Origin of the sequence: Martinezella rhizogenes (genome assembly GCF_027460065.1) — a bacterium.
In the GTDB taxonomy this organism is placed as follows: Bacteria; Pseudomonadota; Alphaproteobacteria; order Rhizobiales; family Rhizobiaceae; genus Agrobacterium; species Agrobacterium rhizogenes_C.
The window spans coordinates 284,560-299,783 of sequence record NZ_JAPYZZ010000004.1; the positions used below are offsets into that span (position 1 = coordinate 284,560).

Annotated in this window: 13 protein-coding genes; 7 read left to right on the forward strand and 6 right to left on the reverse strand. The window is 62.2% G+C overall.

What is annotated here, in order from left to right; all coding sequences use genetic code 11:
* Positions 1-35 precede the first annotated feature (35 nt).
* From O8B93_RS09485 to O8B93_RS09495, 3 genes are read right to left on the reverse strand one after another with little or no spacing between them, the layout of a single operon-like run.
* Positions 36-1,289 (reverse strand): CCA tRNA nucleotidyltransferase, encoded by a 1,254-nt coding sequence (locus O8B93_RS09485; RefSeq protein ID WP_269709549.1) that lies wholly within the window; start codon positions 1,287-1,289, stop codon positions 36-38.
* Positions 1,286-1,924 (reverse strand): NUDIX hydrolase, encoded by a 639-nt coding sequence (locus O8B93_RS09490; protein WP_269709550.1) that lies wholly within the window; start codon positions 1,922-1,924, stop codon positions 1,286-1,288. Before O8B93_RS09490 ends, O8B93_RS09485 begins: the two co-directional genes overlap by 4 nt.
* Positions 1,921-2,550, reverse strand: coding sequence for a DUF1285 domain-containing protein (locus tag O8B93_RS09495; RefSeq protein ID WP_269709551.1), 630 nt, complete (start codon positions 2,548-2,550; stop codon positions 1,921-1,923). The genes O8B93_RS09490 and O8B93_RS09495 overlap by 4 nt, the downstream gene beginning before the upstream one ends.
* Positions 2,551-2,725: 175 nt before the next feature.
* Here O8B93_RS09495 and O8B93_RS09500 point away from each other — a divergent pair, with 175 nt between their 5' ends.
* The 5 genes from O8B93_RS09500 to O8B93_RS09520 all read left to right on the forward strand — a co-directional run bounded on the left by O8B93_RS09500 (position 2,726) and on the right by O8B93_RS09520 (position 10,083).
* The gene (locus tag O8B93_RS09500) at positions 2,726-3,736 is read left to right on the forward strand and encodes an AAA family ATPase (RefSeq protein ID WP_269709552.1); all 1,011 of its coding nucleotides are present in this window, start codon (positions 2,726-2,728) and stop codon (positions 3,734-3,736) included.
* 36 nt (positions 3,737-3,772) lie between these two features.
* Positions 3,773-4,687 (forward strand): DUF58 domain-containing protein, encoded by a 915-nt coding sequence (locus O8B93_RS09505; protein WP_269709553.1) that lies wholly within the window; start codon positions 3,773-3,775, stop codon positions 4,685-4,687.
* Positions 4,684-7,494 (forward strand): DUF4159 domain-containing protein, encoded by a 2,811-nt coding sequence (locus O8B93_RS09510; protein ID WP_269709554.1) that lies wholly within the window; start codon positions 4,684-4,686, stop codon positions 7,492-7,494. Before O8B93_RS09505 ends, O8B93_RS09510 begins: the two co-directional genes overlap by 4 nt.
* 1 nt (position 7,495) lies before the next feature.
* Positions 7,496-9,580 (forward strand): hypothetical protein, encoded by a 2,085-nt coding sequence (locus tag O8B93_RS09515; protein ID WP_269709555.1) that lies wholly within the window; start codon positions 7,496-7,498, stop codon positions 9,578-9,580.
* 89 nt (positions 9,581-9,669) lie between these two features.
* Positions 9,670-10,083: a GNAT family N-acetyltransferase gene (locus O8B93_RS09520; protein ID WP_269709556.1), complete on the forward strand. Its 414-nt coding sequence runs from the start codon at positions 9,670-9,672 to the stop codon at positions 10,081-10,083.
* A 10-nt stretch (positions 10,084-10,093) separates the two neighbouring features.
* On the opposite strand, the gene O8B93_RS09525 is transcribed toward O8B93_RS09520, so the two are convergent.
* Both O8B93_RS09525 and O8B93_RS09530 read right to left on the reverse strand, forming a co-directional pair.
* Positions 10,094-11,407 (reverse strand): MFS transporter, encoded by a 1,314-nt coding sequence (locus O8B93_RS09525; protein WP_269709557.1) that lies wholly within the window; start codon positions 11,405-11,407, stop codon positions 10,094-10,096.
* Positions 11,408-11,695: 288 nt separating this feature from the next.
* The gene (locus tag O8B93_RS09530) at positions 11,696-12,262 is read right to left on the reverse strand and encodes a GNAT family N-acetyltransferase (RefSeq protein WP_269709558.1); all 567 of its coding nucleotides are present in this window, start codon (positions 12,260-12,262) and stop codon (positions 11,696-11,698) included.
* A 296-nt stretch (positions 12,263-12,558) separates the two neighbouring features.
* Here O8B93_RS09530 and O8B93_RS09535 point away from each other — a divergent pair, with 296 nt between their 5' ends.
* On the forward strand, positions 12,559-13,551 hold the full coding sequence (locus O8B93_RS09535; protein WP_269709559.1) for a glutathione S-transferase family protein: 993 nt from the start codon (positions 12,559-12,561) through the stop codon (positions 13,549-13,551).
* A gap of 17 nt (positions 13,552-13,568) precedes the next feature.
* Here O8B93_RS09535 and O8B93_RS09540 read toward each other — a convergent pair whose 3' ends face one another.
* The gene (locus O8B93_RS09540) at positions 13,569-14,060 is read right to left on the reverse strand and encodes an NUDIX domain-containing protein (protein WP_269709560.1); all 492 of its coding nucleotides are present in this window, start codon (positions 14,058-14,060) and stop codon (positions 13,569-13,571) included.
* Between the two features lie 66 nt (positions 14,061-14,126).
* On the opposite strand from O8B93_RS09540, the gene O8B93_RS09545 reads away from it, so the two are divergent.
* Entirely contained in the window at positions 14,127-15,077 is a 951-nt protein-coding gene (locus O8B93_RS09545) for a metallophosphoesterase family protein (protein WP_269709561.1), read from the forward strand.
* The last annotated feature ends 147 nt before the right edge of the window (positions 15,078-15,224 follow it).

The following is a 15,224-nucleotide window of genomic DNA, read 5'->3' on the forward strand; positions in this document are numbered from 1 at the left end:
CTGTGACAAGCACAGGAATGAGGTAGAACACGGCTTCAATTCTCAAGCATATCCTTCAGCCGGGCGGTCAGCGCTGCCCGGTCAAGTGAGAAATTGACGTCGATCCACTTTTCTTCGAGGCTTTTCAGCACCTCGCCCACCTTCGGACCGGCCTCGACGCCGGCGGCCATCACATCGGCACCGCTCAGCGGGAAACCCGGCTTGCGGAACTTCTCTGCCCTCGTCAGCAACGTCGAAAGGCGCGCGACCTTGTGCATGGCATCACCGGCCGAAAGATCGGCACGGGCGGCGGCAAGCGCGAGTTTCAGCCGTGCCTTCACACCTTCGACGCCCTGACGGTAAAGCAACCGATCAAGCGCCGTTTCCTTCATTTCGGGGTCGGCGGCAGGGGCGGAGGCCCAATGGGTCAGATAACTCGCCTCGGCCTTCGATAGTCTCAGCCTTGCAGCAAGGGCCGCCAGCCTGTCCCGATCCGGGGGCAGAATGGCGGCAAGCCGCAGTAGCGGGTCCACTGCCCAGCCGAGCGCCTGTTCGGCCGCGACCAGCCCGTGAATGGCGTCGATACCCCATTTTTCCGTTTCGGGAAGGATTTCGGAGAGAACACCCGACTGCCGCATCCACAGAAGAGCGCGCGAGGGATCACGCGCGGAAAGCAGCTTCTTTACCTCGCTCCACACCCGCTCGGCGGAAAGCGTCGCCAGCTTGTCCTTGGCGCGAGCGCTTGCCCTCAGGCCATCGGCATCCGGGCGGCCGGCACCATAATGGGCAAAAAAACGGAAAAAGCGGAGAATCCGCAGGTAGTCTTCGGCAATACGCGTCGTCGCATCACCGATGAAACGCACAGTGCGGGTTTCAATATCGGGAAAACCGCCGATGAGATCGATGATCTCGCCCTTTTCGTCGGCGTAGAGGGCATTGATGGTGAGGTCGCGACGTTCCGCATCGGTCTGCCAGTCGGTGCCGAAAGCCACCTGCGCGTGGCGGCCATTGGTCTCGACATCGCGCCGCAGCGTCGTCACCTCGTAACCCTCGCCATCCATGACAAGCGTCACCGTGCCATGGTCGATGCCGGTCGGCACAACCTTGATACCCGCCGCCTTTGCCCGCGTAACCACCACGTCAGGAGTTAGCGTCGTTGCCATGTCGACATCGACGACCGGCAGGTCCATCAGCGCATTGCGCACCGCGCCGCCGACGATCCGCACCTCGCCGCCATCGGCATTCAGAAGCGTAAAGATGCGCTTCAGCGCCGGTTTTTCAAACCAGTCCCGCCCGGCAAGGCTATTCATGTATAAAACCTCTCGTAAATCGTTCGCACGATGCCCGCCGTAATGCCCCAAATATAGCGTTCGCCATAGGGCATTTCGTAGAAAAACCGCTCCTTCCCCTGAAAGATGCGGCTGCCGCGCCCGTGATTGGCCGGGTCCATCAGGAAGGACAACGGCACCTCGAAAACCTCATCCACTTCAGTGGGATTGAGCGTCAAATCAAAACCGGGGCGGATGACTGACAGCACCGGCTTGATGCGAAATCCCGTCCCGGAAATGTAATCCGGTAACCGTCCAACCGTTTCCACGAAAGACCGCGAAAGACCGATTTCCTCTTCGGTCTCGCGCAGCGCTGCCTCTTCCGGCGTGCGATCCTCGGCATCGATGCCGCCGCCGGGAAAGGAAATCTGGCCGGAATGCTGGCGCAGCGTTGCCGTACGCTGAGTGAAGATCACCCGTGCATCGTTGCCATCGTCGATAACCGGTATCAGCACGGCGGCATCCTTCAGCCGGATGCCGTTACCAGAGAGCACTACGCCCGGATTGAGCACATGGTCGCCATTTTCCCGCTCGGCCACGCCTTCACCGTCCTGCAGCACGCGGCGGCGGAAATCGCTAGCGGTAAATGCCTTGAGGCCCATTGTCGTCATCGTCATTGCGAAAGCCGTTCCAGTTCCTTGGCGGGCATCATGGCAAAGATCATCCCGCCGGAGCGCAGGGCAAACATCTCAACGCCATCCACGTCGATCACCTCGCCAAGGGCGACGAGATCATACATCACAGCCCGCGAGACGAGCGCTTCCAGCCGCCCGCGCACCAGAATATAGGGCTTCAATTCACGGTTTTCGCCGAAAATCTCAAAGCGCAGCGGATGCTCCGGTCCCGCCTCCACCACGTCGCCGACATTGGTGCGGAAGGTCAGCAGCGGCTCGCCGTCCTCGTCTCCCGCAGTCGCCTTCATCTCCACGGCCACGAAAGGCGCATCCACCACGCGGATGCCCACTTTTTCCACAGGAGTTACGAGATAGGTTTTGCCATCCTCATCCTTGCGCAGAACCGTGGAAAACAGCCGCACCAGAGGTGCCCTGCCGATGGGGGTGCCGAGATAGAACCATGTGCCATCGGCCCGGATTTCCATGTCGAGATCGCCGCAAAAAGGCGGATTCCAGCGCTCCACCGGGGCCGGTCCGCGCTTGGCGTCACCGGTCTGTTCGGCGGCGCGGGAAATCATCGCCGCAAGCCCTGCCGCATCACCAGCCGAATTTATCGTCTCCGCTGCCATATTCGAGTCTCGCTTTGCCGATAAGGAAATACTAAGTCACGACATAGTCATTCGAATGGCGCTTGTCAGCGGCCAAGAGAGCAATAAGCTATATGCAGCGCAAAATCCGTCCCGACCTGCTACCAGCAAAACCGGGATGCGACTGTGAGAGCGGCGAAGGTATGAGGAGAGCGACATGGGCGTGATGAATACCGGCGAAATCCTCGATGAAAAGGCCATCGTCGCCTCGGCCGAAAAGGCGCTTTCCGACATAGCGGCCATCCGCACGGAAGTCTCAAAGGTCATTTTCGGCCAGGAAAAAGTGGTGCAGAACACGCTTCTCGCCATCCTTTCCGGTGGCCATGCGCTGCTCGTTGGCGTGCCCGGCCTCGCCAAGACCAAGCTCGTCACCACGCTCGGCACCGTGCTTGGCCTCGATGCCAACCGCATTCAGTTCACCCCGGACCTGATGCCCTCGGATATTCTCGGCTCCGAAGTGATGGACCAGGATGAAAACGGCCGCCGTTCCTTCCGTTTCATCAAGGGTCCGATTTTCGGCCAACTGCTGATGGCCGACGAAATCAACCGCGCCAGCCCGCGAACGCAGTCGGCACTGCTGCAGGCCATGCAGGAATACCACATCACCATGGCCGGCCAGACCTATGAGCTGCCGAAGCCGTTCCACGTTCTCGCCACCCAGAACCCGCTGGAACAGGAAGGCACCTATCCGCTGCCGGAAGCCCAGCTCGACCGTTTTCTGCTGCAGGTGGACGTCGATTATCCCGAACTGGCCGCCGAACGCCAGATTCTGCTCGACACGACTGGCACCGCCTCGGGCGAAGCGCGCCCGGTGATCGGCGCAGAACGCCTGATGGAAATTCAGGCCCTCATCCGCCAGATGCCGGTCAGCGACAAGGTTGTGGATGCGATCCTGTCGCTCGTCCGCTCCGCCCGCCCCGGCCATGGTAACAAACTCACCGACAAAAATGTTGTCTGGGGCCCGGGCCCGCGCGCCGGCCAGTCGCTGATGCTGACGGCCCGCGCCCGTGCGCTCTATGAAGGCCGGCTCGCGCCGTCGCTGGATGATGTCTACGCGCTTGCCGAACCGGTGCTGGAGCACCGCATGGCGCTGACTTTCGCGGCCCGTGCCGAAGGCATGTCGGTGCGCGATGTCATCGCAGCCCTCGTGGAACAGGCGAAGAATTAAAAGACGCGAACCTAACCTTTCGCGAAAGGAGTGCCTGTGGCATCCATCGGCCAGATCGTAGACAAGACGCCGGGTAGCGAAGTTCTGGCGCGCGCGCGCCAGCGTGCCGCACTGGTGCCGGACTGCATGGTCGAGGCAAAGCGCATCGCCAACACCGTCACCGCCGGCTGGCACGGCCGCCGCAAACGCGGCATCGGCGAAAATTTCTGGCAGTTCCGCCCCTATGCCGAAGGCGAAAGCCTGTCGCGCATCGACTGGCGGCGCTCGGCCCGCGACGACCATACCTATGTGCGCGACCGGGAGTGGGAGGCAGCTCACACCATCTGGCTCTGGGCCGACATGTCGCCGTCGATGATGTTCAAGTCCACCCTCGGCTACGTCTCCAAGGAAAGCCGGGCGCTGGTGCTGATGCTGGCGCTGGCGGAAATCCTGGCGCGCTCGGGTGAACGCATCGGCTGCCCCGGCATCATGGAGCCGGTCTCGGCCAGAAACGCCGCCGAACGCCTGGCCGCCGCCATCATGCACGCGCCGCTGACAACGGGTATGCCGGAAACGGGCATGATCCGCGGCGCGAGCGACATTGTTCTGATTGGCGATTTTCTCGATGATGCGAAAAACGTGATGGAGCGGATTTCGCCTCTCGCCCGGCGCGGCCTGCGTGGCCATGTGGTGGAAATCGCCGATCCGGCCGAAGAAACCTTCCCCTATTCCGGCCGTACCGAGTTTGCCGATCCGGAAACCGGCGAAAAACTGGTGTCTGGCCGCGCCGAGACCATTCGCGAGGATTACACCCGCGCCTATCTCGCAAGACGCGAGGCGCTGTCCTCGTCGCTGCGCCGTCTCGGCTGGAACTTCGTCTTCCACCGCACCGATCATCTGGCTTCCGAGGCGCTTGTGGCCGTTCACATGTATCTTTCCGGCGCGCCGGCACAGGGCGGTGGGCACCGATGAGCGCATTGCCTTTCGTCTTCACCAGCCCCTATATCCTCTTCGGCCTGCTGGCGCTGCCCGCCATCTGGTGGCTGCTGCGGCTCACCCCGCCGCGCCCCAAGGCGGAAGTGTTTCCGCCACTGAAGATATTGGCGACGGTGCTGAAACGCGAGGAAACACCGTCGAAAAGCCCGTGGTGGCTGACCCTTTTGCGCATGGCGCTTGCCGCCGCCGTGATTTTTGCGCTGGCCGATCCGGTGGTGAACCCGCGCAACAACAGCATCGCCGGCAGCGGCCCGCTGGTGCTGGTGGTCGACAACAGCTGGGCCGCCGCACCCGACTGGGAAAGACGCGTGGCCACCGCACAGGCCCTGATCGGCGATGCGGAGCGGGCCGACCGCCCCGTCTCCATCAGCTTCACCGCCGATGCCGAACATGATGCCGTATCGGGAACGACAGCCGTGGCGCTGGAAAAGCTCGCCGCCGCCAAGCCGAAACCGCTGATGCCGGACCGCGTGCGCACGGCCGAAGCCATCACCGAGGCGCTGAACGGCACAACCCCCGGCACGCTCGCTTATATTGCCGATGGTGTTCAGACCGCGCAGGATGAAAACGCGATGAGAACGCTTGCCAGCCTCTCGCCCGCCGAATTCCGCATCGTGAAGGGCGACGGCAAGGCCATCGCCGCCATTACCGGCGCCACCAACAATGCCGATACGATGAGCGTCACCCTTTCGCGGCTCGACACGGCCGAAACCGCCCGGCTTACCGTCAATGCGCAGGACAGCCAGGGCCGCATTCTCGCCAATGGCACGGCCAGTTTCGCCCCCGGCGAGGCCGAAACAACGGCAACGGTGGAAGCCCCCTTCGAACTGCGCAACGATTTCGCCCGCCTCTCCCTCGAAGGCGTTTCGACGGCTGGCGCCGTGCATCTGCTGGACGACGGTTTCCGCCGCCGCCGCGTGGCGCTGCTGGCCGGCGAAACCGGCAATGATTTCCAGCCACTGCTGCAGCCGCTTTATTATATCAGCCGCGCGCTTCAACCTTTTGTCGACCTCATTCCACAGCGGCAGGCCGATCTGGCGCAGGCAATCCCGGAAATCCTGCAATCCAATCCGTCAGTCATCGTCATGGCCGATATTGGCCGACTGCCACAGGAAACCTATGAGCCGATGCAGCGCTGGCTTGCAGCCGGCGGCACACTGATCCGCTTTGCCGGTCCGCGCCTTGCAGCGGCCCCGGCCGACGATCCGCTGGTGCCGGTGACGCTCCGGCAGGGTGAACGCGCGCTTGGCGGCGCGCTCTCCTGGGCAGAGCCGCAACCGCTTGCCGATTTCCCGAATTTCGGCGCTTTCGCCGGCATGCCGAAGGCAGATGGCATTCTCGTCAAACGCCAGGTTCTCGCCGAACCGACACCCGATCTGGCTGAACGCACCTGGGCAAGCCTTGCCGACGGCACGCCGCTCGTCACCACCCGCACTGTCGAGGCAGGTCGCATCGTGCTCTTCCATGTCAGCGCCGAGGCAAGCTGGTCCGACCTGCCGATCTCAGGCCATTTCGTCGATATGCTGCGCCGTATCGTGCAATTGTCGAAAGCGGGCGGCGCTTCGGCTTCCGCCAATGCCCCGGCCGCAGCCCTGCCCCCGTTCCGCCTCTTGACGGCCGAAGGCGCTCTGTCTGCCGAAATCGGCACTGCCCGTCCGCTGGAAATGCGCGCCGGCCAGCCACCGCGCACCGGTTTCGACAATCCCCCCGGCCTTTACGGCACAGAGGATGGTTTCGTGGCTCTCAATCTCCTGCCCGCAGGTGCGACGCTGCGCCCGCTTGACGCATCCATCGCCGGTGTCAGCACCACCAGTGAAGCGCTGATCGGCGAAACCGCGAAATCGCTGCGCCCTGCTTTATTCATCGCCGCCTTCCTGATGCTGATTGCCGATAGCCTGATCGTGCTCTTCATGAACGGCGCTTTCGCACGCCTGCCGAAAGCCCGCAGCGCGACGGTCGCCACAATGCTTCTGGCGTTTGGCGCCTTCGCCGCGATGTCCCCAACGGACGCGCGCGCCGATGACCCAAAACCGGGCGACGAGCAGATTTTCGAGCGGCTGGACACCACCCATCTTGCCTATGTCCGCACTGGCGAAGACGATGTCGACCGCATTTCCGAGCAGGGTCTCCAGGGTCTCAGCGAATTCCTGACCTGGCGCACCACGCTGGAACCCGGCCAGCCGGTTGGACTGGATATTTCCAAGGATGAATTGTCCTTCTACCCGATCATCTACTGGCCGGTATCGGCGACGGCCCCCATGCCGTCGAGCGCCGCGATTTCGCGCATCGACGCCTATATGCGCGCCGGCGGCACCGTGCTGTTCGATACACGCGACCAGTTCTCTTCGCTCGATACCGGCGCGACCAGCCCCAATGGCGAACGCCTGCAGGCGATCCTTGCCAATATCGATATTCCGCCGCTGGAGCCTGTGCCGGAAGACCACGTTCTGACGCGGTCCTTCTACCTGCTCACCAATTTCCCCGGCCGTTACAATGGTTCGCCACTCTGGGTGGAATCGCGACAGGGAGCCGCCAAGACCAACTCGGGCCTCTCCTCTTCCGGCGATGGCGTGACGCCGATCATGATAACGGGCAATGATTTCGCCGGCGCCTGGGCCGTCGATCCGCAGGGGGCGCCGGTTCTGCCCACCGTGCCGCCGGACGAGATGCAGCGCGAACACGCCTTCCGCTCCGGCGTCAACATCATGATGTATATGCTGACTGGCAACTACAAGGCCGATCAGGTTCACGTTCCCGCACTTCTCGAACGGTTGGGGCAGTGACATGACATTGACCTTCTCCCCATTCCTGCCGTGGATCGTGATCGCCGTTCTGGCCGTCGCCGCTCTTGCGCTCTCCTTCATCGGCCTGTGGCGTGGCGTGCGTGGCGCATGGCTGCGCGGGCTGGCGCTTGCCGCCTTGCTTGCGGCAATAGCCAATCCGCTTCTGACGCAGGAGGAACGCGAGCCGCTTTCCACCATCGTGCCCGTCATCGTTGACCGCTCGCAGAGCCAGGACGTACAGGACCGGCCGCAAATGACCGATACGGCGCTGGAGACGCTGAAAGACCGGCTGTCGCGCTTCCCGCGTATCGAACCGCGCATCGTCGAAGTGCGCGATGATGGTGAGAGCGATTCCCCCTCGACGCAGCTTTTCTCGGCCCTTTCCTCGGCCGTTTCCGATGTCTCGCCGTCCCGCGTCGGCGGCGCGATCTTCCTCAGCGACGGCCAGATCCACGATATCCCGAATGCCCTGCCCAATGCCGAACAGGCGCTCGGCTTCCGCGCCCCCGTGCATGGGCTGATCACCGGCAAGGCCGATGAATTCGACCGCCGCATCGAGATCGTCCGTGCCCCGCGCTTCGGCATCGTCAACGAGGAACAGCAGCTGACGCTGCGTGTGTTTGATGACGGCCGCCCCGCAGGCGGCGGCTCGGCGGAAGTGACGGTGAAGATGAATGGCGAAGAAATCGCCACGCTTCAGGCCACACCCGGCCAGCCGACGCCGTTCAGTTTCAAGGTTCCGCGTGGCGGCAACAACGTCATGGAATTTTCCGTCGCCGAGCTTCCCGGCGAAGTGACTGCTGCGAACAACCGCGCCGTTCACCTGATCGAAGGCATCCGCCAGAACCTGCGCGTGCTGCTCGTCTCCGGCGAGCCCCATGCCGGCGAACGGGCCTGGCGTAACCTCCTGAAATCCGACGCCTCGGTCGATCTGGTACATTTCACCATTCTGCGCCCGCCGGAAAAACAGGATGGCACGCCGATCAACGAGCTCTCGCTGATCGCCTTCCCGACCCGCGAATTGTTTGTCGAAAAGATCGAGGATTTCGACCTCATCATCTTCGACCGCTACCAGCATCGCGGTGTGCTGCCGATCCTTTATTACGATTACATCGCCCAATATGTCGAAAAGGGCGGCGCGCTCTTGATCGCAGCCGGCCCCGAACATGCCGGTCAGGATTCGATTGCCATGACGCCGCTCGCCTCCGTGCTGCCGGCGCAACCAACCGGCCAGGTGCATCAGGCGGCATTCTATCCCCGCCTTTCGGAAGCGGGCAAGAAACACCCCGTCACCCGTGGTCTCGATGGCTCCGGCAACGAGCCGCCGCAATGGGGCCGCTGGTTCCGCACCATCAGCGTTGACCCGCCGCAGGGCCAGACCGTGATGCTGGGCGACGGACAAGACCCGCTGCTGGTGCTGAACCGTCAGGGCGAAGGCCGTGTCGCCATGCTTCTGTCGGATCAGGGCTGGCTCTGGGCGCGCGGTTTTGAAGGCGGCGGCCCGCATGTGGCGCTTTATCGCCGCATCGCCCACTGGCTGATGAAGGAACCCGAGCTTGAGGAAGAGGCGCTGACGGCACGGGCCAACGGTCGCACACTGGAAATCACCCGCCAGACCATCGGCGACGATCCCGGTCAGGCAAGCGTGCGTTTCCCCTCCGGCAAGACCGAGAACATGGCCTTCACCACCACTGAGCCCGGTCTCTACAAAATCGAGCGCCGCATGGATGAAACCGGGCTGTTCGAGATCAAGAACGGCGATTTCACCACCCTTGTCCATGTCGGCGCGGTGGATGCGCCGGAGTTCAAGGCGATGATTTCAACCACCGAAACGCTGAAACCGTTGGCCGAGGCCACCAAGGGCAGCGTGCACCGGGTGGCCGATAATTCCGGCCGCATCGCGCTGCCGGATATATTGCCTGTCCGCGGTGACATCAGGGTTGCGGACGAGGACCGCATGCTGATACGCCTGACCGACGAGACGGTGCTGAAAGGCGTCAATACCCTGCCGCTCTTTGCCGGTTTTGCCGGGCTTGGTGCCCTGCTGCTTGCCTTCTCCGCTCTCTGGTGGCGTGAGGGCCGGTAAAGGCGCTTTAACCCGGCGGCAGCGCCGGGTTTCTCCGTCTCCGATTGAAACGCAAATCGGTCGCCGCCCGGCGTCTGGAGAAGAACAGCATGAATTTCGTTTTGAGTGATGTCGCGGATGCAGAAGCCGAAAAGGCCATCCGCGATCCGCTGATAGCCTATAATCTCGCCCGTTTCGGCGAAAGCGACAAACGCGACCTCAACATCACCATCCGCAACGACGACAATGCCGTCACCGGCGGTCTGGTGGGATATACAGCGCGCGGCTGGCTTTATGTGCAGCTTCTTTTCGTGCCCGAAGCCATGCGCGGCCAGGGCGCCGGCCCGAAGCTACTCGCAATGGCAGAGGCGGAAGCGAAAAAACGCGGCTGCATGGGCGCCTATATCGACACGATGAACCCGGACGCCTTGAAAATCTACGAACGTTTCGGCTTCACGAAGATCGGGGCACTCGCGCCGCTTTCCACCGGCCAGTCGATCACGTGGCTGGAGAAACGTTACTGATAGCCTACGGTCAGGTCAGCGCCACCTGCCGTGTTTCCGCATTGATCATGGTCGCCGCAACGGCGGCCAGTACCAGCAGCCCGGCAAAGATGCCGATCGCGACCCCAAACCCCTGCGCAATGGCATAACCGAGCAGTGATGGTGCCAGCAGGCCGCCGAGCCTTGCCATGGCGCCCGCAGCGCCCATACCGGTCGCCCGTGACTCCGTGGGGTAAAGTTCCGGCGTGAAGGCATAAAGCGCACCCCAGGTGCCGAGCAGTGCAAAGCTCATGATGAGAAGCGAGGCGGCGATCATCGCACCACCGGTGGCGAGCGTGAAGAGCAGGCAGCCGAGTGCGGAGAGCAGGCAAAAACCGATCAGCGTCGGCTTGCGGCCCCATTTTTCAACACCATAGGCGGCAAGCGCATAACCGGGGATCTGCGCCAGCGCCACCAGTACCAGAAACCCGTAACCGCGCACGAAACCGAAACCGTCTCCCGCCAGCTTTGCCGGCATCCAGGTGAAGACACCATAATAAGAGACGGAGACGAGAAACCAGATGGCGAGGATCATGATGCTGCGCTGCCGGAGCGCCGGTGAAAATATCCCCTGTCCCTTGGTCACGTCAGGCTGGAAGAGCCCTATTCCGGCATCGAGAGGCGCGCGGCCATTCGTCACCAGCATACGGTTGACGACGGCCTTGGCTTCGTCCAATCGCCCGCTGCGCAGCAGGTAAAGCGGCGATTCCGGCACCAGAAAACGCAGGCCGAGACCAAGAACGGCCGGGAAAGCCGTCACGGCAAAAATGTAACGCCAGGCATCGGCCACGCCGGCAAGGCTTGCACCCCAGGCAGCCAGCGCCACGATCAGTGTTCCGACAGCCCAGAAGCCCTCAAGAAAGACCAGCCAGCGGCCCCTGTTCTTTGCCGGAAGGAACTCGGCCATCATCGCATAATCCACCGGCAGCGTGCCGCCCACGGCCGCACCAGTGAGAAAACGCAGGACGAGCAGAATGGTGAAATCGGGCGAAAATATCGAAAGCACGCCGAACAGGGCATCGCAGGCCACGGTGATGATCAGCACCCGGCGACGCCCATACCGGTCCGCCAGCCGCCCGAAACCGGCAGCGCCCAACAACATGCCGAAAAAGAATGCCGTGCCGGTCTGCAGCGCCTGCGGCACCGTCAGCCCGAAGGTCGCCGCAATAGAGGCTGCGGTGAAACCAACCGCCAGAACCTGCATGGCATCCGCCGCCCAGACGAGGCCGAATATGCCCATCAGCCGCCGCTGATAGGCGCCCGCGCCCGCGCGCTCCAGCGCATCGTTCATGGTGATTGCCGTCATGCCCCGCCCCTTCGCCGTAATCGACTTTCACTTGCTATCGTATAGGCGGAGGAAACGGAATTGAATTCTGTGGTAGGGGGCGCACGGTTGGAACGAAATGCTCGGCGTAACGATAGGCGACCCTCATCCCTGTGCTTGTCACAGGGATCCAGCCAGCCCAAGTCCTTGGGTTGAAAAGAGTCCTCGCGTCGCGCAGACGCGCGTCGGCTGGATTCCTGTGACAAGCACAGGAATGAGGGGAGACAGAAGCACTGGCGAGAGAAGGCAAAGCTGCCTTGCAGAAAACCCTCAGCCGTAAACCCTGAGAGGCTCCTCAAAACCCTCATCCGCCGCCGCCGCAGGCATGGCGGCCTCGCATTTGCGCCAGCCGATCTTGCCCTTCAGCCGCTGGTGCACGTTGTCACCAACAGGCACCACCAGCACCCGGTTCGGGTCGACCGGACCCGGAAAATCGAGCGCCGCATAAGCGACCTTCTCGAAACCGAGCGGCATGTAATACGGCGGATCGCCGATCAGGATAACGGCCTCGGAGCCCTTGCGCCGGGCCGCCGCAATGGCGATCCGGACGAGTTCCCTGCCAATGCCCATATTCTTGTGCGAGGGCCGCACCGCGAGCGGGCCGAGCATATGGCCCTTCACCCCGCCGGCCAGAACCGGCGTCATGCGCACCGAGGCGATGGTTTCGCCATCATCGGCGCAGACGAAGGACAGCGACCGGTCATGTGGCCCCTGCTCGCGAATGCGCGCTGCCGCACGGGTGTGCCGGCCGGGACCAAATGCTTCTTCGTTGATGACGTCGATGATGGCGTCGTGCGACGCGTCCTCGGTGAGGTAGACAAGATCGTGCTTGGACATGAAGAGACCGAAACTTCCAAAATGCGGATGCGACAATAGATGACGGCTGCGCCGGTAAGGGCGTTCAGGAGCGTCAGCGTCGTCGGAGCATCCGTGGTTCGATCATAGTCAGTAATTTCCTCAGATTTGTGAAAATCGCAATTATCAGGAAAATTCCCACCCGTCCAGAACAAATCTCGAGGCCATCCCATTCAGCCCGTGCAGGACCGGAAACGCATTGTTCAATGCCTTGCGGGTTCGCGGCGTCGCGCAAAACAGGTAGGATCGCGGTCAAGGAAACACACAAGGAGATCGTCATGGGCATGCTGGTGGAAGGCGTATGGAGAGACGTCTGGTACGACACCAAGGAAACCAAGGGGCACTTCAAGCGCAGCGCTTCGCAATTCCGCAACTGGGTCACAGCAGATGGAGCCCCCGGCCCTTCCGGAGAAGGCGGCTTTGCGGCGGAGAAGGATCGTTACCACCTCTACGTCTCCTTCGCCTGCCCCTGGGCGCACCGCACGCTGATCTTCCGCAAGCTGAAAAAGCTGGAGGACCTGATCTCCGTCTCCGTCGTCGATCCGCTGATGCTGGAAAACGGCTGGGAATTCAAGCCTGAGGGCGAGCGCACGCCGGGCGCGACGGAAGACCACCTGTTCGGCTCCTCCACGCTCTGGCAGGTCTACACCAAGGCGGACCCCAACTATTCCGGGCGCGTCACCGTGCCGGTCCTCTGGGACAAACAGCGCGGCACCATCGTCTCCAATGAATCCGCGGAAATCATCCGGATGTTCAACTCTGCCTTCAACGATCTCACCGGATCGAAAGCCGATTATTACCCCGAGGCGCTGCGCGCCGAAATCGATGCGCTGAACGACGTCATCTACGACACCGTCAATAACGGCGTCTACAAGGCCGGTTTCGCCACCACACAGGATGCCTACCAGCAGAACGCCGTGAAGGTGTTCGAAACGCTGGACATGCTAGAAAATCGCCTGAAGGATCGGCGCTTCCTGTTCGGTTCAGAACAGACGGAAGCGGACTGGCGCCTGTTCACCACTTTGGTGCGGTTCGACCCCGTCTATGTCGGCCATTTCAAGTGCAACATCCGCCGCATCCACGACTATCCGCATCTGACCGGTTACCTGCGCGATCTCTACCAGACGCCGGGCGTGCCTGATACGGTCGACATGCGCCACATCAAGGAGCATTATTACCGCAGCCACCGCACCATCAACCCGACCGGCATCGTGCCCGTCGGCCCGGAGCTGGACCTGACCATGGCCCATGGCCGCGAGGCGCTTTCCTGACGGAACGCCTCCCGCCGCTACCAGTGGTCGGCGATTTCCGTTTCGCCGGCAAGTTCGGCGAGGCGGCGGCGGGTGGCGGCTGTCACCCCTTCCGGCAAAGCCGAAAGATCGAAAAAGCCGCTTTCGGCAATTTCATGATCCGGCTTTTTCGGCCGGGTCTGGGTGACATCAAGCCGGTAAAGCGCGACATGATCGCGATTACTGCCTTCCAGATTGAGATAGACGTGGAAAAGCTCAGGCTTTGAAGCCGCTTCGAGATTGCCTTCCTCGCGGATTTCCTTGTGCAGTGCCGCGACCAGCGTCTCGCCACGCTCCACCCCGCCGCCCGGCAGATACCAGCCCGGCAAATAGGTGTGCCGCACCAAAAAAATCCTGCCCTTTTCATCGAAACAGGCCGCACGCACGCCAAGCGTGGCACCCCGTGTGAGCAGGAAAATGAAATGCAGAAAGCGGACGAAGACACGCATGTGGAACGGACGGGCCTTCTGCCCGGTTGTCTCGTCATTCACCCTGGTTTCTCCCCGCTGGCAGGCTTTTATTGGACGTGCCGCATATCATAGGTTATCTCTGCCGCCATGTTCAAACTTGCGCATATTTCAGACGTCCATTTAGGGCCATTGCCAAAGCTCACTTTCCGGGAACTTGCATCCAAGCGTATCACCGGTTTTGTCAACTGGCACCGCAACCGCCGCAAGCATCTCTTCACCGATACGCTGGAAAAGCTGCTCGACGATCTTGAGACCAAATCACCGGATCATCTCGCTATTACCGGCGATCTCGTCAATCTTGCGACCGGCATCGAAATCCGCGCCGCCGCCGACTGGCTGGAGGAAGTGGGCGATCCTGAAAAGACTTCGGTGGTTCCCGGCAATCACGACGCCTATGTTTCCGGCGCGCACGACAAGGCCATGCAGGCCTGGTACCCCTATGTGCGCGGCGATGGCGACCCGCCGGAATGGGACGATGACCGCAAGATTTTTCCCTATATGCGCGTGCGTGGCCCCGTGGCGCTGATCGGCTGTTCGACCTCGATTGCCACGCCGCCCTTCTCCGCCACCGGCTATTTCGGCAACCGGCAGGCGCGCGCCACGGCGGAACTTTTGAAAAAAGCTGGTGAGCGGGGGCTGTTCCGGGTGGTGATGATCCATCATCCGCCGATCCGGGGGGCCACCGCCACCCACAAACGCATGATCGGCATACGCCGTTTCGCCGCAGCACTCGGGGTCGGCGGTGCGGAGCTTGTGTTGCATGGTCATACCCATCTCAACACGGTCTATTGGCTGAATACACATCACGGGCTGGACCACATCCCGGTCGTCGGCATTTCCTCCGCCAGCCAGGGTCCGGGCGGTGAGAAACCGCGTGCGGCTTACAATCTTTTCAACATTTCCGGTGGTCCCGGCACATGGAACGTTGCCTGCGAACGGCACAGCCTCAATGAGACGGGGACGGGTGTGGCGCTTGAGGATGTGCGGGTGTTTTATGAGAATGGGCGGCCGCTGGGGTTTTCGCGGTTAGGGGAGTAGAGATCGGGCCGTGATGTCGGTGGGTGGGGCATACCCCCCTCTGCCCTGCCGGGCATCTCCCCCTCAAGGGGGGAGATCAGCAGGAGGCGCTACCGCAACTTCATTCGCAAACGTTGAGATGGGCGAGACCTACCCTCGAGTCGATCT

Coding starts and splice junctions, on each gene's coding strand:
- O8B93_RS09485 (WP_269709549.1), bottom strand. CDS start 1,289: ATGAATAGCCTTGCCGGGCGGGACTGGTTTGAAAAACCGGCGCTGAAG.
- O8B93_RS09490 (WP_269709550.1), bottom strand. CDS start 1,924: ATGACGATGACGACAATGGGCCTCAAGGCATTTACCGCTAGCGATTTC.
- O8B93_RS09495 (WP_269709551.1), bottom strand. CDS start 2,550: ATGGCAGCGGAGACGATAAATTCGGCTGGTGATGCGGCAGGGCTTGCG.
- O8B93_RS09500 (WP_269709552.1), top strand. CDS start 2,726: ATGGGCGTGATGAATACCGGCGAAATCCTCGATGAAAAGGCCATCGTC.
- O8B93_RS09510 (WP_269709554.1), top strand. CDS start 4,684: ATGAGCGCATTGCCTTTCGTCTTCACCAGCCCCTATATCCTCTTCGGC.
- O8B93_RS09515 (WP_269709555.1), top strand. CDS start 7,496: ATGACATTGACCTTCTCCCCATTCCTGCCGTGGATCGTGATCGCCGTT.
- O8B93_RS09520 (WP_269709556.1), top strand. CDS start 9,670: ATGAATTTCGTTTTGAGTGATGTCGCGGATGCAGAAGCCGAAAAGGCC.
- O8B93_RS09525 (WP_269709557.1), bottom strand. CDS start 11,407: ATGACGGCAATCACCATGAACGATGCGCTGGAGCGCGCGGGCGCGGGC.
- O8B93_RS09530 (WP_269709558.1), bottom strand. CDS start 12,262: ATGTCCAAGCACGATCTTGTCTACCTCACCGAGGACGCGTCGCACGAC.
- O8B93_RS09535 (WP_269709559.1), top strand. CDS start 12,559: ATGGGCATGCTGGTGGAAGGCGTATGGAGAGACGTCTGGTACGACACC.
- O8B93_RS09545 (WP_269709561.1), top strand. CDS start 14,127: ATGTTCAAACTTGCGCATATTTCAGACGTCCATTTAGGGCCATTGCCA.